This is a genomic window from Azospirillum rugosum (genome assembly GCF_017876155.1).
GTDB lineage: Bacteria > Pseudomonadota > Alphaproteobacteria > Azospirillales > Azospirillaceae > Azospirillum > Azospirillum rugosum.
Genome location: NZ_JAGINP010000004.1, coordinates 148128 through 169895, shown reverse-complemented (window position 1 = coordinate 169895; position 21768 = coordinate 148128). Strand labels below are relative to the sequence as shown.

General features: G+C 70.4%; 20 protein-coding genes. 8 read left to right on the top strand and 12 right to left on the bottom strand.

All coding sequences use genetic code 11. The annotated features are described in order from the left end of the window. The first annotated feature begins 24 nt into the window (after positions 1–24). Positions 25–936 (top strand): DUF1176 domain-containing protein, encoded by a 912-nt coding sequence (locus J2851_RS07235; RefSeq protein ID WP_209765286.1) that lies wholly within the window; start codon positions 25–27, stop codon positions 934–936. Positions 937–990: 54 nt separating this feature from the next. Continuing rightward, positions 991–2700, top strand: a complete 1710-nt coding sequence (gene ade / locus J2851_RS07230; protein ID WP_209765285.1) for an adenine deaminase — start codon at positions 991–993, stop codon at positions 2698–2700. A 154-nt stretch (positions 2701–2854) separates the two neighbouring features. Here ade and J2851_RS07225 read toward each other — a convergent pair whose 3' ends face one another. From J2851_RS07225 to gloB, 3 genes are read right to left on the bottom strand one after another with little or no spacing between them, the layout of a single operon-like run. After that, complete coding sequence (locus tag J2851_RS07225) at positions 2855–3298, bottom strand: cupin domain-containing protein (RefSeq protein ID WP_209765283.1); 444 nt, start codon at positions 3296–3298, stop codon at positions 2855–2857. Between the two features lie 11 nt (positions 3299–3309). Beyond that, complete coding sequence (locus J2851_RS07220; RefSeq protein ID WP_209765281.1) at positions 3310–3915, bottom strand: glutathione S-transferase C-terminal domain-containing protein; 606 nt, start codon at positions 3913–3915, stop codon at positions 3310–3312. Positions 3916–3974: 59 nt separating this feature from the next. Continuing rightward, positions 3975–4736, bottom strand: coding sequence for a hydroxyacylglutathione hydrolase (gene gloB, locus J2851_RS07215; RefSeq protein WP_209765279.1), 762 nt, complete (start codon positions 4734–4736; stop codon positions 3975–3977). Between the two features lie 46 nt (positions 4737–4782). Between gloB and J2851_RS07210 the strand changes: the two genes are divergently transcribed. Then, a complete protein-coding gene (locus J2851_RS07210) occupies positions 4783–5574 on the top strand; it encodes a class I SAM-dependent methyltransferase (RefSeq protein ID WP_209765277.1) in 792 nt (263 codons plus the stop codon). A gap of 67 nt (positions 5575–5641) precedes the next feature. After that, complete coding sequence (locus J2851_RS07205) at positions 5642–6202, top strand: RBBP9/YdeN family alpha/beta hydrolase (RefSeq protein ID WP_209765275.1); 561 nt, start codon at positions 5642–5644, stop codon at positions 6200–6202. Positions 6203–6308: 106 nt separating this feature from the next. Here the strand turns inward: J2851_RS07205 and J2851_RS07200 are convergent, their stop codons facing one another. The 3 genes from J2851_RS07200 to metX all read right to left on the bottom strand — a co-directional run bounded on the left by J2851_RS07200 (position 6309) and on the right by metX (position 8940). Next, the gene (locus J2851_RS07200) at positions 6309–6959 is read right to left on the bottom strand and encodes a PRC-barrel domain-containing protein (RefSeq protein ID WP_209765273.1); all 651 of its coding nucleotides are present in this window, start codon (positions 6957–6959) and stop codon (positions 6309–6311) included. Between the two features lie 87 nt (positions 6960–7046). Continuing rightward, the gene (metW, locus tag J2851_RS07195; protein WP_246500501.1) at positions 7047–7613 is read right to left on the bottom strand and encodes a methionine biosynthesis protein MetW; all 567 of its coding nucleotides are present in this window, start codon (positions 7611–7613) and stop codon (positions 7047–7049) included. A gap of 124 nt (positions 7614–7737) precedes the next feature. Continuing rightward, positions 7738–8940 carry a homoserine O-acetyltransferase MetX gene (gene metX / locus J2851_RS07190; protein WP_209765270.1) on the bottom strand — a complete coding sequence of 401 codons (1203 nt, stop codon included), beginning with the start codon at positions 8938–8940 and terminating at the stop codon, positions 7738–7740. Positions 8941–9075: 135 nt separating this feature from the next. Here metX and J2851_RS07185 point away from each other — a divergent pair, with 135 nt between their 5' ends. After that, entirely contained in the window at positions 9076–9984 is a 909-nt protein-coding gene (locus J2851_RS07185) for a chorismate mutase (protein ID WP_209765269.1), read from the top strand. Positions 9985–9992: 8 nt separating this feature from the next. Next, positions 9993–11084 carry a histidinol-phosphate transaminase gene (gene hisC / locus J2851_RS07180; RefSeq protein WP_209765268.1) on the top strand — a complete coding sequence of 364 codons (1092 nt, stop codon included), beginning with the start codon at positions 9993–9995 and terminating at the stop codon, positions 11082–11084. A 157-nt stretch (positions 11085–11241) separates the two neighbouring features. Here the strand turns inward: hisC and J2851_RS07175 are convergent, their stop codons facing one another. The 6 genes from J2851_RS07175 to J2851_RS07150 all read right to left on the bottom strand — a co-directional run bounded on the left by J2851_RS07175 (position 11242) and on the right by J2851_RS07150 (position 18872). Continuing rightward, positions 11242–12996 (bottom strand): ABC transporter ATP-binding protein/permease, encoded by a 1755-nt coding sequence (locus J2851_RS07175; protein WP_209765267.1) that lies wholly within the window; start codon positions 12994–12996, stop codon positions 11242–11244. A 93-nt stretch (positions 12997–13089) separates the two neighbouring features. Further along, on the bottom strand, positions 13090–14013 hold the full coding sequence (gene yddG, locus J2851_RS07170) for an aromatic amino acid exporter YddG (protein WP_209765266.1): 924 nt from the start codon (positions 14011–14013) through the stop codon (positions 13090–13092). A gap of 58 nt (positions 14014–14071) precedes the next feature. Next, positions 14072–14788, bottom strand: a complete 717-nt coding sequence (locus J2851_RS07165) for a hypothetical protein (protein ID WP_209765265.1) — start codon at positions 14786–14788, stop codon at positions 14072–14074. A 195-nt stretch (positions 14789–14983) separates the two neighbouring features. Continuing rightward, positions 14984–16714 (bottom strand): ABC transporter permease, encoded by a 1731-nt coding sequence (locus J2851_RS07160; protein ID WP_209765264.1) that lies wholly within the window; start codon positions 16712–16714, stop codon positions 14984–14986. A 2-nt stretch (positions 16715–16716) separates the two neighbouring features. Further along, complete coding sequence (locus J2851_RS07155) at positions 16717–17721, bottom strand: ABC transporter substrate-binding protein (RefSeq protein WP_209765262.1); 1005 nt, start codon at positions 17719–17721, stop codon at positions 16717–16719. Positions 17722–17861: 140 nt separating this feature from the next. After that, positions 17862–18872 carry a D-alanyl-D-alanine carboxypeptidase family protein gene (locus tag J2851_RS07150; protein WP_209765260.1) on the bottom strand — a complete coding sequence of 337 codons (1011 nt, stop codon included), beginning with the start codon at positions 18870–18872 and terminating at the stop codon, positions 17862–17864. 345 nt (positions 18873–19217) lie between these two features. On the opposite strand from J2851_RS07150, the gene J2851_RS07145 reads away from it, so the two are divergent. Together J2851_RS07145 and J2851_RS07140 are read left to right on the top strand one after the other, a co-directional pair. Then, a complete protein-coding gene (locus J2851_RS07145) occupies positions 19218–20906 on the top strand; it encodes a L,D-transpeptidase family protein (RefSeq protein WP_209765257.1) in 1689 nt (562 codons plus the stop codon). Positions 20907–21019: 113 nt separating this feature from the next. Beyond that, entirely contained in the window at positions 21020–21520 is a 501-nt protein-coding gene (locus tag J2851_RS07140) for a hypothetical protein (protein ID WP_209765255.1), read from the top strand. Positions 21521–21768: the final 248 nt, after the last annotated feature.

Here is a 21768-nt window from a genome sequence, read left to right as displayed (position 1 = left end):
CAGACCGACTTCGGCCAGACCGCCATGCGCCAGACCCTCGTCGCCGTTCTCCTCCTCTTGCCGCTGACGGCGCCCGCTGTGGCCGCGCAGCCGCCGAGCTTCGACTGCGCGAAGGCATCCCAGCCGGCTGAGAAGGCGGTGTGCGCCGACGCGACCCTGTCGGCCATGGACCGGCTGCTCGACCGGGCCTACCGGATGGCGCTGGACGGCCTGCCGGCGGAGCAGGCGGCGTCGCTGAAGGGCGACCAGGTGCGCTGGCTGCTGGAGCGCGCGCGGGCCTACAAAGCGGCGAATGAAGCCAATGGAAACGATGGACGGGCGGCTCTGGTGACGCTCTACGACCAGCGGCTGCGCGCGGTCATCGCGAAGGCCGGGCCGCGCATCCTGCCGGCGGCGCTGGCCAAGGCCCAGCCCATCGACCCGCTGGCCGAGGCCGGCCCGGGAGCGGAGGAGGAAATCGCCTTCGTCGCCTATGTCCTGACCAGCCTCTTCCCCGACCCGCCCGTCCCTGGTGCTGGCGGCGAGGCGGAGGTGATGTCGCCCTACGAGCGCTACGCCGGCTTCACCTACGCCGGGGCTCTGCCGGACGGGCGGTTGTTCGTCGCGGTCGCGCAGGACTGCGGCGCCTACCAGTGCTCCACCACGCCCTTCGTGGTCGACAAGGCCAAGGGGACCGCCGCGCGGCTGGCGGTGGAGGTGGTGGAGCAGGGCAAGCGCCGGCTCGACCCGCAGGCCGTTCCGCTCGGCGCCCCGTCGGTGAAGGGCGACGTGGTGGAACTGTTCGAACTGGCGCGTGGGGCGGGCGACTGCGGCGTGAAGTGGCGCTACCGGGTGGAGGGCGCCGCGCTGGCTCTGGTCCAGTCGGTGGAAAAGCCCGCCTGCGACGGCAAGGACTGGAGCCGCGCCGTCACCAAGAGTTACGGAAAACCCGATTGAAGCAGGCTCCGCCGCCCTCCACCTTCAGACTCTGAAACCAGGAGGGGGCGGGGCATGACGGTCAGCCGGGACGAACTGAAACGGCGCATCGGGCAGGCGCTGGGCGAGGCCAAGGCCGATCTGGTCATCAAGAACACCCGCTTCCTGAACGTCGTGACCGGCGAGATCGCCGAGGGCGACGTCGCCGTCTGCGGCGACCGGATCGTCGGCACCTATGAATCCTACGACGGGGTGGAGGAGATCGACGGGCGCGGCCTGACCGTCGTGCCTGGCTTCATCGACACCCACGTCCATTGCGAATCCACCTGCGTCACCCCGCAGGAGTTCGACCGCTGCGTCCTGCCGCGCGGCACCACCACGGCGATCTGCGACCCCCACGAGATCTGCAATGTGCTGGGCGAGGCTGGGCTGCGCTACTTCCTCGACAGCGCCGGCGGGACGGTGATGGACCTGCGGGTGCAGCTGTCCTCCTGCGTGCCGGCGACGGAACTGGAGACATCCGGCGCGCGGCTGGAGGCGCCGGACCTCAATCGCCACAAGGACCACCCGAAGGTGCTGGGGCTGGCGGAGTTCATGAACTTCCCCGGCGTCTTCCACAAGGTGGACGGCGTGCTGGACAAGCTGGCGGCGTTTGATGGACGGCACATCGACGGCCACGCCCCGCTGCTGAGCGGGCGGGAGCTGAACGCCTACCTCTCCTGCGGCATCCGCAACTGCCACGAGACGACCAGCGTGCCGGAGGCGATGGAGAAGCTGCGCAAGGGCATGCAGGTGCTGATCCGCGACGGGTCGGTGTCGAAGGACGTGCACGCGCTGGCCCCGGTGATCCAGCCGGAGACCTCCCCCTTCCTGGGCTTCTGCACCGACGACCGCAACCCCCTCGACATCGCCGAGGAGGGACACATGGACCACCTGATCCGCAGCGCCATTCGGCTCGGCGCGCCGGTGGCCCACGTCTATCGCGCGGCGACCTGGTCGGCGGCGCGCGGCTTCGGCCTGTTCGACCGCGGCGTGGTGGCGCCGGGGCAGCGCGCCGACCTCGTGCTGCTGGACGATTTGGAGAGTTGCGCCATCAACCGCGTCATCCGCGGCGGCCGGGTGGTGACGGAGGACAGCTTCGCCGGCCGCCCGGCGGTGGAGCCGGTGGGGCTGAACTCCGTGAAGCTCGACCCGGTGACGGCGGAGGATTTCGCGGTGCCGGGCGGCGGGTCCGTCCAATCGGTCATCGGCGTGCTGCCGGGCAAGATCATCACGGAGCACCGGCGGCTGGAGGTGCCCTCGAAGGGCGGCAACCTCGTCGCCGACCCGGAGCGCGACATCCTGAAGATCTGCGTCTTCGCCCGCCATGGCACGAACCGCAACGTCGGCCGCGGCTTCGCCCAGGGGTTCGATTTCAAGGAAGGCGCGCTGGCCTCCTCGGTCGGGCATGACAGCCATAATGTCTGCGTGGTGGGGGCCAGCGACGCGGACATGGCCATCGCGGTCAACCGCCTGATCGAACTTCAGGGTGGCTTCGTCGCCGTGCGCAACGGCCGGGTGGTGGGGGAACTCGCCCTGCCTCTGGCCGGCCTGATGAGCCTGGAGCCCTTCGAGAGCGTGGAGCGCCGGTTGCGCACCCTGCGGGCGTCCGTGCGGGAGATGGGCTGCCCGCTGGCCGAGCCCTTCCTGCAACTGGCCTTCCTCCCGCTTCCGGTGATTCCGCATCTGAAGATCACGGATCGCGGGCTGGTGGATGTGGATAGGTTTGAGTTGGTTGGGGTGTAGGAATGTGATGGGGGTGAGTGGTCGCGCTGGGCCCCCACCCTAACCCTCCCCCATCTTCGACGGGGGAGGGAACTGCCGCCGCAAGACCCGTAAAGCCCTCCCCCGCGAAGTGGGGGAGGGTTGGGTGGGGGCCCAGCGCGACCACTTACACCCCTCACCCCGGCTCCCAGCCCTCCGGGGCCATTTCGAAGCCGGCGAACTCGAAGGCGGGGGAGACGGTGCAGCCGACCAGGACCCAGCCGCCGGTTGGGCCGTCCAGCGGGCGGGCCGCCTGCCAGGTGTGGGCGGGCACGACGCCTTGCGGGCGCTGGCCGGCCGCCAGGTCCATGCCCAGGATCAGGCGGTCGACCGACCGCCCGTCCTCGGAGATGGACAGTTCCAGCGCGCCGCCGGCGTGCCAGTGCCACATCTCCACCGCGTCCACCCGGTGCCAGTGCGAGCGCTCGCCGGCGCGGAGCAGGAAGAAGATGCCCGTCTTCACACCGCGCCCGCCGCCCGGCGGGGCGTCCCGGTAGGTTTCCACATAGTGGCCGCCTTCCGGGTGGGGCGTCATGCCCAGCAGGTCGATGATCCGTTCGGGCGTCAGCGGTTCGGGCATGCCGGTCACTGTCACGCGGGCGGCGGCTCGGTGCGGCGGTAGCTGTCGCGGGCCGACATGGACTCGAACCAGCGGGCCAGCGCCGGGCGGCCTTCCCGCCAGTCCTCGTGGCCGAAGCGGAAGTCCAGGTAGCCGAGCGCGACCAGCACGGCCAGCGTGCCGATGGTCGGCGTGTCGCCCAGCCCGGCGGCCTCCGCCTCCAGCACGTCGAGCGTGCGGGTGACGGCGCGGCGCTGCCGCTCCATCCAGTTCGGGGACTTCTCGCCGTCCGGGCGCTGGGCCTCCAGCCGGCGCAGGATGGCGGCGTCGCAGATGCCGTCGGCGAGCGCCTGCTGGCGCAGCGCCGCCCAGCGCGCCGGGCCGGTCGGCGGGAACAGGCGCGGGCCGTCGTGCAGCGTGTCCAGATACTCGGCGATCACCGGGCTGTCGAACAGGGTCGTGCCGTCCTCCAGCACCAGGGCCGGAACCTTGCCCAGCGGGTTGTCCGTCGGCAGGTCGGTGTCCGGCGCCCAGGCGTTCGTCGTTTGCTTCTCGATGGCCGATTCCAGCCCGCATTCGATCGCCACCATCATGACCTTGCGGACGTAGGGCGACGTCGGGCTCCAGCGCAGCTTCATCTCTTCCTTCTCCTCCCGTTCGGGTGGCGGCAGGGTAACGCGGTTGGCGCCGGCGTCGATCAGAAATTGTCCTTCCGGCGGCGGATTTCGGCAAAAACCTCCACCGGGTCGGCCCCCGCCATGCCGACCGCGGCCTGGACCTCCGGCCGGTCGGCGCGCAGGAAGGGGTTGGTGCGCTTCTCTTCCCCAATGGTCGTGGGGATGGTCGGCTCGCCGCGCTCCCGCTTGGCGGTGATCTCCGTGGCGCGGGCCTGAAGGTCCTGGTTGTCCGGCTCGATGGTGACGGCGAAGCGGGCGTTGGACAGGGTGTATTCGTGGCCGCAATAGACGGCCGTGTCGTCCGGCAGGGCGCGCAGCTTGGTCAGCGACGACCACATCTGGGCCGGCGTGCCCTCGAACAGGCGCCCGCAGCCGAGCGCGAAGAGCGTGTCGCCGCAGAAGACCGCCTTGGCCTCGGGAAACCAGAAGGCGATGTGGCCGGAGGTGTGGCCGGGCACGAAAAGCACCCGCGCCGTCTGGGATCCGAACGATATGGTCTCGCCTTCGCCCAGGCACGTCTCCATATCCGGTATGCGGGCCACGTCGGCGCGCGCACCGATCACGGTCGCGCCGGTGCGAGTCTTCAGGACATGGTTGCCGCCGACGTGATCATTGTGGTGGTGGGTGTTGAAGATGTGGGTGAGCGTCCAGCCGCGGCGGTCCAGCGCCTCGATCACCGGGTTGGCGTCGCCTGGGTCAACGACACCGACCGCACCGCTGGACGGATCGCGCAGCAGGTAGATGTAGTTGTCGGAAAAAGCGGGAACGAGGTGGATCTCCATGGCCGAACGCCTCTCCGTCTTGGAAATGTGATAATCTCGGGGGACCATGTACACCGATATCGTCGATCTCCGGGAATTCTACGAGTCCAGCCTGGGCCAGGCGGCGCGGCGGATGATCCGCCGGCGCATCCGCATGATCTGGCCGGACCTGCGCGGGCAGATCGTGCTGGGGGTCGGCTACACGACGCCCTACCTGCGCCCCTTCCGGGAAGAGGCGGAGCGCGTGATCTCCATCATGCCGGCCACCCAGGGCGTGACCTTCTGGCCGCCGGAGGGGCCGGGGCTGGTCGCGCTGGGCGACGAGGCGGACCTGCCGCTCGGCGACATGTCGGTGGACCGCGTCCTGCTCGTCCACGGGCTGGAGGGGACGGAGCAACTGCGCCCCATGATGCGGGAGATCTGGCGCGTGCTGGCCGGCGGCGGGCGCGTGCTGGCCGTGGTGCCGAACCGCCGCGGCCTGTGGGCGCGCGCCGACTGGACGCCCTTCGGCCACGGCTTCCCCTATTCCGCCTCGCAGCTGAAGCAGGTGCTGCGCGACACCATGTTCGTGCCGGAACGCACCGGCCACGCCTTGTTCATTCCGCCGCTGCGCTCCCGCTTCCTGCTGAAGACCGCGCCGGCCTGGGAAGAGGTGGGGGAGCACTGGTTCAAGGCCTTCGCCGGCGTGACGATGATCGAGGCGTCCAAGCAGATCTTTGCCGGCGTGGCGCGCAAGACGCAGCCGGCGAAACGCCGGCTGATCGTCCCGCTGCCCGGCGGCACCGCCCCGGCCCGCCGCCCGGCGGGGTCCGGCGCCTGGCGCGTGTCGGAGGACCCGCAGCGCCCGGATCCGGCCTGACCCTTGTTGTTCCAGCGCTGCGTTCCGCTACGATGCACACGACAGCGAACAGCGGGATTGAGACGACATGGCGGCGACCGTCCTGATTCTCCCCGGCCTCGGCAATTCCGGGCCGGAGCATTGGCAAAGCTGGCTTCAGGGGCGGCACCCGTCCTTCCGCCGGGTGGAGCAGGCCGACTGGGACGCGCCGGTCCTCGCCGATTGGGTGGAAACGCTGGAGCGTGCGGTCGCGGCGTCCAGCGCCCCCGTGGTGCTGATCGCGCACAGCCTCTCCTGCATCCTGGTTGCCCACTGGGCCGCGCGCGGTGCGGAGACCGGATCGGCGGACAAGATCGCCGCCGCGCTTTTGGTCGCTCCGCCGGACGTCGAGTCGCCCGCCCTGACGCCGCCGGAGGTCCACGGCTTCGGGCCGGTGCCGACCGACCCGCTGCCCTTCCGCACCGTGGTGCTCGCCAGCCGCACCGACCCCTATTGCAGCGTCGGCCGCGCCTGCGGCTTCGCCGTGGGCTGGGGCGCCGACTTCATCGAGGCCGGCGACCTGGGTCACATCAACACGGAGTCCGGCCATGGGCCGTGGCCGGACGGCGAGCGGCTGGTGCTGGACCTGCTGAAGGACATCGAACCGTAGAATCGTAGACGCGTAGGTTGGGTGGAGCGCAGCGCAACCCAACATCGTCGGCACGGCGGCGTGTGTTGGGTTGCGCTGCGCTCCACCCAACCTACGAATTACGAACTTACGGCTTGCCGCCCACGGTCTTCACGTCCGCGCTGTAGGTGAATTCCGGCGCGTTGGCGAGTTCCTTGGCGGGCAGGTTCAGCAGCGGCGGGCGGGACAGCTCGACGCCGGGGGCGGCCGGGCCGGGGACCTCCATCTGCAGCATGCTGATGGGGACGGAGACCATCTTCTTCGGCGTGCCGACGTCGTCGTCCGGGGTCAGGACGATGCGGGTGATCGCGTCGCCCGCGTCGTCGAGCGCGAAGTCCTTGATCGTGCCGGCCACCTGGCCGTCGCGGCTGCGCAGTTCCTGACCGATCAGGGCGCGGGCGTGCTCCGGGTCGATCGGGCCGGGGATGGCGGCGACGGAGGGGGAGGTCCCGGGCGTGGTGCCGGCGGCCGAGCCGGCCGGGGCCTCCATCCGCTTCATCTCGTCCGATGGGGCCGAGCCGCTGACGCCCGATTGCGAGGCGGTCGGGTCGGTCGTCGGCTTGTCGTCCGGGCGGGGGGCGGTCATCAGCGGGGACTGGGACGCGCCGGGAGCCCCCTGCTGGGCGGTCGTGCCCTCTGGGGCCGGGCTGGTGGTCTGGGCGGGCGCCGCGGTCGCCGACAAAAGGGCGGCGGCCGAAACGGCCAAAGCGGCGGCCAAAGCGGCGGCGTTGAAACGCATGGTGCAAAGCTCCCGTTGGACGGACCCTGCCCCCTAAACACCGCCGACGGGCATAGGGTTGCACCAAAGGCGGCGACTAAACCGGGATCAGGTCCGCCGCAGCAGGAAAACGCCCTGTTCGCCCAGCAGGTTGGCGAAGCCGGAATGGGCGTGGCCGGTGATGCGGCCGGCGCGGTTGACGATCAGGCAGCGTTCGATGGTCAGCCCCATCTCCTCGGTCAGGGACACCAGGTCCTTGATCGTGCAGAAATGGATGTTGGGCGTCTCCCACCACTGGTAGCCCAGCTTCTCCGTCACCGGCATGCGCCCGGTCAGCAGCAATTGCAGCCGGATGCGCCAGTAGCCGAAGTTGGGCACCGACACGATGGCGCGCCGGCCGATGCGCGTCAGGCTTTGCAGGACCGTCCGCGGTTCCCGCATGGCCTGGAGCGTCTGGCTGAGGATGACGTAGTCGAAGGCCTCGGCCGGATAGTCCTTCAGGTCCGTCTCGGCGTCGCCCTGGATCACCGACAGCCCCTGCGTCACGCAGCGGTGCACGCCGTCCATGCTGAGTTCGATGCCGCGCCCGTCCACGCCCTTGTGGCGGGCCAGATAGGCCAGCAGGGCGCCGTCGCCGCAACCGACGTCCAGCACGCGGCTGCCCGGTTCCACCATGTCGGCGATCAGCTTCAGGTCGAAGCGGATGCCGCCCACAGCGCCGTTGCCGGCACCGGCGCGAGGGGACGTTCCGCCGTCGATTCCGTCGTCCAGGGGAGGGCTCATGGGATCCGGCCTTCTCTCAGCGGGGTTGCCGGCGGGCGGTCAGGCCGCGGTGCTCCGCGCAGCCTTCCAGGAAGCCGCGGATGACCTGGTGGAATTCCGGCTCGTCCAGCAGGAAGGCGTCGTGGCCCTTGTCCGTCCGGATCTCCACGAAGCTGACGTTGGCCGCCACCGCGTTCAGCGCGTGCACGATGGCCCGCGACTCGGGCGTCGGGAACAGCCAGTCGCTGGTGAAGCTGGCCAGGCAGAAGCGCACCGGCGTGCCGCGCCCGTCCACCCGGAAGGCGTTGGACAGCGTCCCGCCGCCATAGTCCGCGGCGAGGTCGAAATAGTCCATCGCCCGCGTGATGTAGAGGTAGGAGTTGGCGTCGAACCGCTCCACGAAGGTGATGCCCTGGTGGCGCAGGTAGCTTTCCACCTGGAAATCGGCGTCGAATCCGTAGGTGACGCTCTGCCGGTTCTGCAGGTTGCGGCCGAACTTGCGGTGCAGCGCCGGCTCCGACAGGTAGGTGATGTGCGCGGCCATGCGCGCCACCGCCAGCCCGCGGTGCGGCCGCGTGTCCTCCAGCAGGTAGTTGCCGCCGCGCCAGTCCGGGTCGGCCATGATGGCCTGGCGCCCGACCTCGTGGAAGGCGATGTTCTGCGCCGAATGGCGCGCCGCCGTGGCGATGGGCACCGCCGCGAAGACCGATTCGGGGTAGGCGACCGCCCACTGCAGCACCTGCATGCCGCCCATGGAGCCGCCGATCACGCAGAACAGCTTCTCGATCCCCAGATGGTCGATAAGCAGCTTCTGCGCGCGCACCATGTCGCCGATGGTGATGACCGGGAATCCCAGGCCATAGGGCCGGCCGGTCGCCGGGTCGATCTCCTTCGGGCCGGTGGAGCCCATGCAGCCGCCGATGACGTTGGAGCAGATGACGAAGTAGCGGTCGGTGTCGACCGGCCGGCCGGGGCCGACCAGCATCTCCCACCAGCCGGGCTTGCCGGTGATCGGGTGCTGGTCCAGCACGTAATGGTCGCCGGTCAGAGCGTGGCAGACCAGGACCGCGTTGGAGCGGTCGGCGTTGAGCGTGCCGTAGGTCTGGTAGGCGACCTGGAAGGGTCCCAACTCCGCCCCGCTGTCCAGCCGCATCGGGCGGTCCACGCCGAGCGTGACGCGATATCCGGGCAGGGCGGCGGCGTCGGCTGGCAAGGCGACAGCTGGATTCGACGCGGGCATGGCGGTTCGCAAGGCCTCTGGAAAACGGGAGCGTATAGCTACGGAGCGGGGAGAGAAGGTGTCAACGTTTTCTTTGATTTTAGGGAGCGTGCGGACTACTACTATCCGGCTTTGGATTCGATGGTTTCCCGCCCCATGCCTGCGCCCAAGTCCCCGCTCGATGACCTGCGCCGCGAGATCGATCACATCGATGATGCGATCCACGACCTGCTGATGCGCCGCGCGGCGGTGGTCGAGCGAATCGGCGCCGTGAAGGCGCAGCTCGACGACCAGAATGGGGCCGTTGCGGCAGCCCCGCCGATCTTCCTGCGCCCGGCGAGGGAGGCGGTGATCCTGCGCCGCCTGATGGCGCGCCACGCCGGATCCTTCCCGGCCGCCGCGGTCGTCCGCATGTGGCGGGAGATGATCACGGCGCTGACCCGGATCCAGGGGCCCTTCGCCGTCGCCGTCTACGCGCCGGAGGAACGGCGCGGCTTCTGGGACGTGGCGCGCGACCATTTCGGCAGCTTCGTGTCCATGACCGCCGTCAACACCCCGGCCGCCGCCATCCGCGCGGTGTCGGAGGGCACGGCCACCGTCGGCGTGGTGCCCTATCCGGCGGAGGACGACGCCGACCCCTGGTGGCGCTTCCTGCTGTCGTCGGACGCGCGCACGCCGCGGGTCGTGGCGCGGCTGCCCTTCGGCGGGCGCGGCAACGCCCGCGGGGAGGACCGCGACGCGCTGGCCATCGCGCTGGTCCCGCACGAGCCGACCGGCGACGACCGCACGCTGCTGGCGATCGAGCTGGGCCACGACCTCAGCCGCGGCCGGCTGAAGGACCACCTGGAGCACAGCGGGCTGGCCCCGACCGGCTTCTGCACCTGGCACGCCAAGGACCCGTCCGGCCCGTCGCTGCATCTGGTCGAGATCGCCGATTTCGTCGATCACGCCGACCCGCGCCTGTCCGCCTTCGCCGAACGGCTGGCGGAGATCCCGGTGCGGGTCAACATCGTGGGCGGCTACGCCGTCCCGCTCCACCTCTCCCACGACGCCCGCAAGGTCTGAGACCTGACATGACCCAGCCGAACGGCCCGGTGCCCCGCCCGGGAATCCTCGATATCGCCGCTTACGTCGGCGGCGAGCACGCGGGCCACATCCGCCTCGCCTCCAACGAAGGCGCGCTCGGCCCCAGCCCGAAAGCCGTGGAGGCGTACCAGCGCGCCGCGGCGGAGCTGCACCGCTACCCCGACGGCGGCGCGTCCGCGCTGCGCAAGGCCATCGCCGGGCGCTACGGCCTGGACGCGGAGCGGATCGTCTGCGGCGCCGGCTCCGACGAGCTGATCAGCCTGCTCATCCGCGCCTACGCCGGGCCGGGGGACGAGGTGCTGTACTCGCAGCACGGCTTCCTGATGTACCCGATCGGCGCCAAGTCGGTCGGCGCCACCCCGGTGCAGGCGCCGGAGACGAACCTGACCACCGACGTGGACGCGCTGCTCGCCCACGTGACGCCGCGCACCAAGCTGGTCTTCGTCGCCAACCCGAACAACCCGACCGGCACCTACATCACCGCCGAGGAGATGGCCCGGCTGCACGCCGGCCTGCCCTCGAACGTCGTCCTGGTCATCGACGCGGCCTACGCCGAGTACATGAACCACAACGACTATTCGGCCGGCCAGGATCTGGTGGACCGCTTCCCCAACGTGGTGATGGCGCGGACCTTCTCGAAGATCTACGCGCTGGGCTCGCTGCGGCTCGGCTGGGCCTACTGCCCGGCGGGGATCGCCGACGTGCTGAACCGCGTGCGCGGCCCCTTCAACGTGTCCGCCGCCGCCCAGGCGGCCGGCGTCGCGGCGATCGGCGACACGGACTTCATCGAACGCTCCCGCGCCCACAACACCCAGTGGCGGGAGTGGTTTGCGGGCGAGGTGACGGCGCTCGGCCTGACCATCCACCCCAGCGTGACCAACTTCATCCTGGTGGACTTCGCCGGCCAGACGCCCGGCAAGGACGACGCCGAGGCGGCCCGCCAGTTCCTGAAGGGCCGCGGCATCCTGGTCCGCCAGATGCCCGCCTACGGCCTGCCCAGCTGCCTGCGCGTCAGCATCGGCACCGAAGCCGAGATGCGCGAGGTCGTGACGGCGCTGAAGGACTTTTTGGCGGCGTGATTGGTGTGGGGTGGGGGTAAGTGGTCGCACTGGGCCCCCACCCAACCCTCCCCCACTTCGCGGGGGAGGGCTTTAAGCGTCGAGCGGCGGAGTTCCCTCCCTCGCCGAAGGTGGGGGAGGGTTAGGGTGGGGGCCCAACTCCGGCACTCCCCCAATCTCACCCCACCGCCTCCTGAACCGCCCGCAGCACGCCCACGCCATCCTCGCCGCGGCGCACCTCGACCCGCCGGTCGTGGAAGGCGGTCAGGCTGGTGCGGTGGCCGATGCTGAGGACGGTGGTGCCGGGCAGCCGCTCCGCCAGCAGGGTGTAGAGCCGCGCTTCCGTCTCCGGGTCGCAGGCGGAGGTCGCCTCGTCCAGGAACAGCCAGTCGGGCTTGTGCAGCAGGGCGCGGGCGAAAGCGACGCGCTGCTGCTCGCCGCCGGACAGGCGCTGCGCCCAATGGTCGTCCTCGTCCAGCCGGTCGGCCAGCGCGGGCAGGCCGACCGCCTCCAGCGCCTCGCGCACCGCCTCGCCCGCGAAGGCGTCGGGGGCGGAAGGGTAGGTGACGGCGGCGCGCAAGGAGCCGATGGGCATGTAGGGCTTCTGCGGCAGGAACATCGCCTCGGCCCCGCTCGGCAGGCCGACGCGGCCCCGGCCGAAGGGCCAGATGCCGGCTACGGCGCGGAACAGCGTGCTCTTGCCGGAGCCCGAGGCGCCGGTGACCAGAACGCGCTCCCCCGGCTGCACCGTCAGGTCGGCGCGCAGCAGCGGCGCCGGATCCTGCGGCAGGGCAAGATCCAGATCCTCCACCCGCAGGGCGGCGTCGGGTCCGGCGGCGCGGGCGATCTGCGGCGCGGTCCGGGTGGTTTCCCGCAGCTCTTCCACCGCGCGGTGGAAGCCGATCAGGCGGCTGGTGGTGGCGTGCCAGTCGGTCAGGCTGACGTAGCCGTCGATGAACCAGGACAGCGCCTCCTGCACCTGCCCGAAGGCCTGGGAGGTCTGCATCAGCGCGCCCAGCGGCACGGCGCCGGAGAAGTAGCGCGGGGCGGCGACCAGCAGCGGGAAGATGATCGCCACCTGCCCGTAGGCGGAGGTGAACCAGACCAGCCCCTTCTGCGTGCGCATGATGGACCACCAGTTGTCCACGACGCGGGCGAAACGTTCGGTGAAACGACGCCGCTCCTGCGCCTCGCCGCCCTGGAGGGCGATGCTCTCCGCGTTCTCGCGCAGGCGGACCAGCGCGAAGCGGAAGTCAGCCTCGTAGCGCTGCTGGTCGAAGTTCAGCCGGGCCAGCGGACGGCCGATCTTGTGCGCCAGCCACGTGCCGCCGACGGCGTAGAGCAGGGCGACCCAGACCATGTAGCCGGGGATGGCGACCTCCATCCCGAACAGCGGCACGGTCAGGGAGCCGGACAGGCTCCACAGCATCGCCAGGAAGGAGATCAGCGTGACGAGGTTGGTCAGGAAGCCCAGCGTCAGGCTGAGCGTCAGCTGCACGAAGCCGCGCAGATCCTCGGCGATTCGCTGGTCGGGGTTGTCGGTGCCGTTGCCGGTGACCTGCAGCCGATAATAGGTCTGGCCGGCCATCCAGTCGCCGAGGTAGCGCTCCGTCAGCCAGCGGCGCCAGCGGATCTGCAGCATCTGGTTCAGGTACAGCCGGTACACAGCCACCGCGATGTAGGCCAGCGCCAGCCCGCCGAACAGCAGCAGCTGGTGGACGAAGGCGCCCTGGTCCTTTTCCTGGAGGGCGTTGAAGATGTCGCCGTTGACCTCGGTCAGCTGGACGGTGATGAAGACGACGCCCAGGTTCAGCGCGACGATGACCGCCAGCAGGCCGCGGGCGGCCCAGCGCTCCTCCGACGACCAGTAGGGGCGGGTCAGCGTCCAGACGTCCTTCAGGAAGCGGCTGATCACGGCGATGCGGCTGGCCATCGGGTCGGACCTCGGGCTTTATGTTACCGAGCGTGCCGAATAGCACCGAACCACATGAAACGCTTATGAAATCCCGTTCACGCGCTCTTTATGTCACCCGCGCAAAACGTCGCGGCTGGCCAGCACGGCGCCGCCGATGATCAGCGCGCAGGCCGCCCAGACGGTCCAGCCGCCGACCGCCTGCCCGAACAGGATCAGCAACAGGGTGGAGGACAGCGGCGTCGCGTAGGACAGCACGCCCAGCGCCCGGATGTCGCCGCGCTTCACCCCGTGGTCCCACACGAAGAAGGCAGCCCCCACCGGCCCGATGCCCATGGCGAGCATCGCCAGCCACTCGTTCGTTGTGGGGACGACCGTCGTCTCGAAGATCGGGTGGCAGAGGGCGGCGAGCACCGCGGTGGCAAGGCAGAAGCCGCCGACCGCCTCCGTCGGGACGTTGCCGAACCGGCGCGACAGCACCGAATAGGCCGCCCAGGTCACCGCGCAGGCCAGCGCCGACAGGTAGCCCGGAAGCGCGTCGGCCTGGATCGACAGGCCGTTGCCCGCGACGATCAGCACCGTGCCGGCCAGCCCGCACAGCGCCCCGATGATGTGCCCGCGCTTCAGCCGCTCCCCCGGCAGCAGCGCCGAGAACAGCACGATCAGCAGCGGCCACAGGTAGTTCAACAGGTTGACCTCGATCTTCGCCTGCGGCGCCAGATAGAAGGCCAGGTAATAGAAGAAGTGATAGCCGAACAGCCCCGCGACCCCCAGCGCCCAGACCGGCCAGGGCTGGCGCAGCGCGCCGACCACGTCCTTGCCGCGCGCGGCGTTCACGGCCGTGCAGATGACGAAGCTGATGCCGAAGGACAGGGCCAGCAGCTGGAACGGCGGAATCCGCTGCGACAGAGCGGTCAGCAGCGCCAGCGTGGACCACAGCAGGATCGCGGTGCCGCCGATCGCGGTGGCGCGGCGCACTTGTGGATCAACCCGGGGATCCGGCTTCGGGGTGGAGGCGAGGAGCGTTTCGGTCGACATACCCGCACCCTTAGCGCAACCACGGGGGCATGGGCAACCCCACGTCGGAACAGTGGGCTCAGAACAGCCCGTTCAGAAGCGACCCGCGCCCGCTGTAACCGCTGGTCCCGTTCAGGATGCCGAGCGCGCCCGACGAGGACGACGAGGAACTGCTTCCGGTCAGGATCGCGGCGAGGCTCTGGAGTTTGGGCGTGTCGCCAAAGGGGTTGTCGCCCTTGGCCGGCTGCTTGGCGACGGTGTCGTAGTCCTTGCTGTAGTCGCCCATGCGCAACTGGACGCCGTAATTCTTGTCGTCCTTGGCCGCCACGCCCTTGTCGCGGCTGATGCGCAGCGTGTAGTCGCCCTTGTCGAGCGTCTGCGATCCCTTTTCCAGGTTCTTGTAGGCGTCGTAGGCGGCACCGGAGTCCTTGTTGCTGTCGGCGATGACCTTGCCCTGCTTGTCCATCAGCTGGATGCGCACGTCGCTGTCGCCGACGCGGCCCAGCGCCACCTCGCCCTTCGTGGTGACGGAGAACTTGTAGAAGTCCGCCGGGTCGTTCGCCGCCAGGGAGCTGAAGACGTTCAGGCGGCTGGTGTCCTTCACCAGCGTGCCGATGTTGGTCGCGAAGGGGGCGGCGTTCAGCGACGACTTGCGGACGTTCTGCTCGTATTCCTGGACCTTGCCGCTGGGCTTGGCGTCCGTGGCGGTCTTGGCCTGGTCCTGCACGCGCTTCATGGCCGCGTCGATGGACGCCTGAAGGCTCTGCGCCATGCCGCCGATGCTGAAATCCGCCATCGTTCCTTCCTCCCACCGGCACCCGGGACGGGCGCGCGGGATGACGATGCAGGAAGCGCGCCACCGGAAATTGCGGCAGAACAAGGGGTTGGATCAGGGCAAGCTTGGGCCGGGGCGGAAAATTCTGCGCGGCGGGCGGCAGTTTCTGCCGATTGCGCTTCAAACCCCTCTCCCGCCGGAGGCGGGCGAGGGGAGTTACCCCCGCCAGGGGATGATGCCCGGGGGCAGGCGGCGGCCCAGGCGGCCGACGGCCAGCATCACCGCCACGACCACGCCGATGGTCACGGTGCTGAGCGCGGCGGCCAGCGTCGGGCTGCCGCCTTCCTCCAGCGCGTAGACCACGACGCCCAGCGTCTCCCGCCCCTGCGACCACAGCAGGATGGAGACGGTCAGCTCGTTGAAGGCGGTCAGGAAGACCAGAACGCCGCCGGCCGCCGCGGCCGGGGCGACCAGAGGCGCCACGATGGTGCGCAGCCGCCGCAGCCGGCCGGCTCCGCAGGCGCGCGCCGCCTCCTCCATCGCCGGGTCGAGCGCCACGCAGGCTGCCTGGGCCGGGCGCAGCGCCAGCGACAGGAAGCGCGCCAGATAGGCGACCAGGATGATGCCGAGCGAGCCGTAGAGGCTGATCCCCAGCAATGGCAGCGGCTTCAGGAAGACCAGGATGCAGCCGATGGCCAGCACGACGCCGGGCACCGCGTTTGGCAGCTCGACCAAGACGCCGACGGCGCGGACGAAGCGGCTGCCGGGGCCGCGCCGGTCGGCCATGGCGTGGGCGATGGGGATCGCCGCCGCCGTCAGCAGCACCGCCGTCACCCCCGACAGCAGCAGGGAGTTGGCAAAGGCGCGGCCCACCTGGTCGAGCCCCAGGACGGTCGCGTAATGGGCCAGGGTCGCCGTCTCCGCCCCCAGCGGCAGGCCGTAGACGCGCACCAGGCTGGTGGAGACCAGCGCGGCCAGCGGGGCGGCGAGCACCAGGGCCACCACGGTCCAGCACAGCAACTCCAGCGGGCGCCGGGCGCGGCCGAGCGGCAGCACCGCGGTGGGCGCCGAGCCGCCGATCACCCGCGCGTCGATCCGCGCCTGGAGCACCAGTTGTGCTGCGATGCCGACGCAGGCGATGGCGCCGATCAGCACGGCCAGCACCGCGACCTCCGGCAGGACCGACGGGCCGAAGCCGGACAGGCGGCGGTAGATCAGCGTCGGCAGCACCGGCACCCCCGCGGGGATGCCCAGCAGCGCCGGCACGCCGAAGTTGCCCAGCGCCGCCACAAAGGCCAGCGCCACCCCGGCGGCGAGGCCGGGCAGGCTGAGCGGCAGCACCACGGTGCGCAGGATGCGCCAGCGCCGCGCGCCGGAGGCCTGGGCGGCCTCCACCAGGTCGCGCGGCACCGCGCGGAAGGCGGCGCGCAAGGCTAGGAAGACCAGCGGCGCGTGCTCGATCCCCATGACCAGGATCATCCCGGCGGAGGAATAGACCGGGTTTGGCGTGCCGGGCGGCGGGGCGAGGCCCAGCGGCTTCAGCAGCGGGCTGCCGGCGCCGGTCAGGTGGATCCAGGACAGCGCCACGATCTGCGGCGGGATCATCAGCGGCAGGATCAGGCAGAAGGACAGCGCCGTCTTGCCGCGCAGGTCGGTCAGCCCGGCGAGCAGCGCGAAGGGGCCGCCGAGCAGTGCCGCGACCAGCGTCGCCCCGCCGGCGATGGCGAGGCTGTTGCCGGTGGCCCGCCACGTCATCGGCGCGTTCAGCACGCGGGTCAGCGCCTTCAGGTCGCCGGCCAGCGCCGGCCCGGCGACCTCCCAGGCCAGGCGCAGCACCGGCAGCAGGACGACCAGCCCGACCAGCGCCATCAGCAGCGGGATGCCCGGACGGGGGAACAGGCCGGCAGTCCGGGCCGGCGGACGCTCGGAAAGGGTGGTGACGGACATGCTCAGCCGCCGAACAGGTCGGCGAAGTCCTTCTTGTTGTCCTCGTCGTCCTTCAACGCCTTGGCCGGCTCATAGGGCAGGATCGTGATGCCGGCCGGGTCGGGGAAGCCCTCCGGCGGCTTCACGCCGGGCAGCGCCGGCAGGAATCCCTGCTTGGAGGCCAGCTCCTGCCCATCCTTGCTCAGCAGGAAGGACACGAACGCCTTGGCCGCCGCCGGGTTCTTCGTCGTGTTCAGGATGCCGACCGGCTCCGTCACCGCGCTGACGCCCTCCTTGGGGAAGACGAAGGCGACGGGCGCGCCCTTCAGCTGCTCGCGGATCGGCAGGTAGTCGACGATCACGCCGTACAGCTTCTCGCCGCTGGCGACCGACTTCAGGATGCCGCCGTTGCCCTTGGCCGCGGTGGCGCCGTTGGCCTGCATCTTCTCGTACCAGGCCATGCCCAGGCTGGGCTGGGCCTTCACCGCGGCCATGTGGATGGCGGCCGCACCCGAGTAGAGCGGGCTGGGCATCACGGTCGTCCCCTTGGCCTCCGGCTTCAGCAGGTCGAGCCAGGAGGCCGGCTTCAAGGGGGCGGCGGTGTTGTAGGCGATGCCGGTGGTGATCAGCTTGGTGCCGAACCAGGTGCCGTCGGGGTCGTGCGTGCCGGGGCGGTAGCCCTGGACGGGCGCGTCCGCGAAGGGCAGCAGGCGCTTTTCGGCCTTCAGCGACTCCATGGTCACGGCGTCGGCGATCAGCAGCAGGTCGGCCTGCGGGCTCCCGGCGGCGATCTCCGCCCGCAGCTTGTTCATCAGCTCGGTCGTGCCGCTGCGGATCCACTCCACCTCGACGCCGGGGTTCCTGGCCTTGAAGGCCTCCACCGTCTGCTTGGCGTCGGCCTCCAGCTGCGAGGTGTAGAGCACCAGCTTGCCCGACAGGGAGTCCGCCGCCTGGGCAGGCATCCCGAGCAGCAACGCGCCGAGCGCGGCGCCGAAGGCCGCCCCGATCGCCGAAAAGGTTGTCCTCATGTCTCTCCCGTCCCTTCCATGGTCGGCGCCGGCCGTCGTTCGCGGCCGTTCGCCTCCAGCGTTACCCGTAACTAGCGCACTGTCTACGCCAGAACCATGACAATGACGTTACGGATGTATGGGGCGGGCGGGGGATGGGGTCAGTTGGCCTTGCCGTCGGTGGTGGCGACGGTCTGCTTGCCGGTGGTCTTGAAGCCCTTCTCCAGCAGCTCGGCGACCTCGTGGTCGCGGGACTTGGCGGTCTCGCCGCCCAGGACCACGGCGATCATGCGCTGGCCGTTGCGGCTGGCGCTGCCGGCGAGGTTGAAGCCGCTGAGGTTGACGAAGCCGGTCTTGATGCCGTCGTAACCTTCCACCTTGCCGAACAGGCGGTTGTGGCCGGGCACCACCGTGCCGTTCCATTCGAACCGCTGGCGCGAGAAGTAGGCGTATTCCTGCGGCGGCAGGCTGACGACGGCGCGGGCCAGCTTGGCCATGTCGCGCGCGGTGGTCCGCTGTTCCTTATTCGGCAGGCCGGAGGCGTTGCGGAAGGTGGTGTTGGTCATGCCGATCGCGCGGGCCTTCGCCGTCATCATCTCGGCGAAGTTCGCCTCGCTGCCGCCCAGCGCCTCGCCCAGCACGACGGCGACGTCGTTGGCCGACTTCACGGTCAGCGCCAGGATGGCGTCCTCGACCCGGATGGTACCGCCGGGGACGACGCCCAGGCGCGACGGCTTCTGGTTCACCGCGTGGCGCGACACCGGCAGGTCCTGGTCGAGTCGCAGGCTGCCGCGGTCGATCGCCTCGAAGGTCAGCAGCAGGGTCATCATCTTGGTCAGCGACGCGGGGTAGGTGACGACGTCCGCGTTCTCCGCCTCGATCACGCGGCCGCTGTGCGCGTCCATCAGGATGTGGGCGTGCACCGGGCGGAAGACGCTGCCGGCGCGCGCGGCGCGGGCGACGGCGTGCTTGCGGCCGGCCCGGTGGGCCTTGGCATGGCCCTTGGGCTGCACCTTGGCGGCCTTGGCGCTGTGCGCCTTCGCCTTGGCCGTCTTCGCCGGCGCGTGCTTCGCCGTCGCGGCGACGGCATCGGCAGGGTTAAGGGTCAGGGGAGCGGCGACCGCAAGCGACAGGAGCAGCGGCAGGGCGAAACCGTACGGCGAACGCGGCATATTGGCGACCAGATCGAAAGGTGGTCGCTTCCTGTATGCCGGAAGCCGTTAACAAAAAATGTGTCGAATCTTCGGAAGGGACTGAAACGGGACGATAATGCGCAACAAATGTCCGTATGCCTTAGGGTCATGTGTCACGGGCGCAACGCTGCTGTGCACATTGTGGCACGCAAGCCTCAGTCCACGTGATGTCACTTGAGTCTCACAGCCTGCGACGTCAGATGTCGTACTCCGAAAGCGCAGGGATGCGGCGCTCCGTCCCAAGGGCGAGCCGTGGCATCGTGTCGCGTTTTCCGCAGATGTTTCGTCAGCCGCCTGTTCACCGCCGCATGGGGTGCTTTGCCAATGCTGAACCGTTTCCGCTTCGACGCTCGGCCGTCGCTGAAGGCTGGGATGGCCGTGTGCCTCCTTGCCGGACTGCTGTCGGTGCCGGGGCGTACCGCGCAGGCGGCCGCGCAGGCCGCGCCCCAATCGACAGCGGCGCGGGACGTCGTCGGGTCCTGGATCGCGCGGCTCGACCAGCGCGCGGGGGAACTGGACGCCGCCCCCCGCGTGAAGCAGACCAGGATCGGCTACGGCATGGTCCTGAAGAAGGGCGACGGCGGCATGGTGGAGGTGGTCGCACCCGGCCCGGTCCAGCCGACCGACCAGCCCGCCGATAAGCCGGCCGACCAGCCTGCGGACAAGCCGGCCGCCGTGGTTCCGGTGCCGGCTCCCGCCGCGACCCCGGCTGCCCCCGCCGTCGCGGCGGGCGATGGCGACTCCGCGTCGGCGCCAGCAACGGCGCCTTTGGAAATGCTGCCGCCGCTGCCGCCGCCGGCGCCGCTCATGCTGACGGTGCGGGCGAAGAGCGCCGACCGCGTCGGACGCCTCGCCACCCGACTGATCGAGCTGGGCTTCCTGACGCAGGAGCAGTGGACCGACAGCTTCGACGACACGCTGGAGACGGCCGTGCGCGCCTTCCAGGTGGCCGAGGGGCTGATGCCCGACGGCAAGGTCGGCGAGGCGACGCGCCAGGCGCTCGACCGCACGCCGAAGGAAGCGGCCTCGCTGATGCGCGGCGCCGCGACGTCCATGCGCGCCGTGCAGGCGTCCGTCCCCGACACCGTCCTGTTCGTCAACCTGCCGAGCCAGACCGTCACCTACATCGAGCGCGGCAAGCTCGTCTTCACCATGCGCGCGGTGGTCGGCCGGCCGTCCCGCCAGACGCCGCTGCTGCAGGACCGGGTGGTCAGCGTCACCATCAACCCGACCTGGACCGTGCCGCCGACCGTGATGGCGCAGGACAAGCTGCCGAACCTGCGCAAGAAGGGGAACCCCGGCATCAAGGACGCCATCGTCTATCTGGACGGGGTCGAGGTCGCGCCGGAAAGCATCAACTGGTGGTCGGTGTCGCCGGAGCGCATCCGCATCGTGCAGAGGCCGGGCGACGACAACGCGCTGGGCCGCTTCCGCTTCAACCTGACCAACGGCGAGAGCATCTTCCTGCACGGCACCAACGACCCGAAGCTGTTCGAGCGCGACATGCGCGCCGCCAGCTCCGGCTGCGTCCGCCTCGCCGACGCCCGCATGGTGGCGGAGCTGCTGCTGCGCGCGGCGAAGATGGACCCGGCCGCCATCGACCGCCAGATGGAGACCGGCAAGACCAAGACCGTCTCCCTGCCGACCGCGGTGCCCGTCCGCTTCGTCTACTGGACCGCCATGGTGGAGCCGGAGGGCACGGTGCGCGTGCACCCGGGCATCTACGACGACATCCCCACCGCGTCGCAGCCGTCCAACCCCCCGTCTTCGGCCCCGTCCGCGGCCCCGTCGTCGCTGCCGCCGGCCACGGCCGGCACGGCCTCGACGCCCAAGCGCCTGGAGCCGCCGAAGCCCGTCCGCCCGGTGCCCGCGGGCAACCCGCTGCCGACCCAGTCGTCCAGCGCCCGCCCGCGGACCGTGAACGCCCCGGCCAACGGCGCCACCGCCGGCCAGGCGGGCAACCCGGCGGGCAGCGGAACCGCCCGCGCGCAGGTCGTCCGCGCGTCCATGTGAGACGCGGCATCCCCGAACGGACATGAGCCGTTCGGCCGATCCGACGACCGGGCGATCCGACGCCATCTTTCCCCTATGAGCCACGACCCTCGTGGCCATGGGGGAGGTGTGCGATGCTGCGCTTCACCGGAATCCAGGTCTTCGGACCGCGCGCGGTCCTGGTCCTTGCCATCGCGTTGCTGTCGCTGACGCTGCCGGCCCAGGCCGGCGGCTGGGGCGGGCGTGGCGGGTATGGCTATGGCGGCGGCTGGGGTGGCCATGGCTGGGGAGGGCACGGCTGGGGCGGCCATGGTTGGAGAGGACACGGCTGGGGAGGCCACGGCTGGGGAGGCGGATGGCACGGCGGCACCCGCTTCGGGTTCAGCCTGTCCCTGCCGCTGACCTTCGGCTACCCGTACCCCTACCGGTACCCTTACCCCTACCGCTACGCGCCGCCGGCGGTCGTGGTGGTGCCGGCCCTGCCCCCCGCGACCGCGACATCCCCAACCTTCCTCGCGCCGGGCGGGCGCACGTGCCGAGAGTTCCAGACGCGCGGGTCCATCGACGGGCGGATCGTGCCGCTGCGCGGCACCGCCTGCCTCGACCCGGACGGGCGTTGGCGCGTGGCGCGGTGATCCGGGGTGCGCGTTGGGGAACGCGATAACGGATATCCCCAGAACCTGTGGGTAACTCTGTGGGCGAATCCGGGAGCAACGCGCCCGCGATGCGGATTCTCCGCGGAGTCTGTCGATTTGCCTAAAAATTAGGCGCGTGAAAAATGGCCTGTTTCCACGCGTTCCCGCGGTCTTTCAAGGGCTGTTCACTGCCCAAGAAACAAAAAAGCAACACTGTGAGAGTCAAGCGTGGCGTTCCGGTGCGTGTG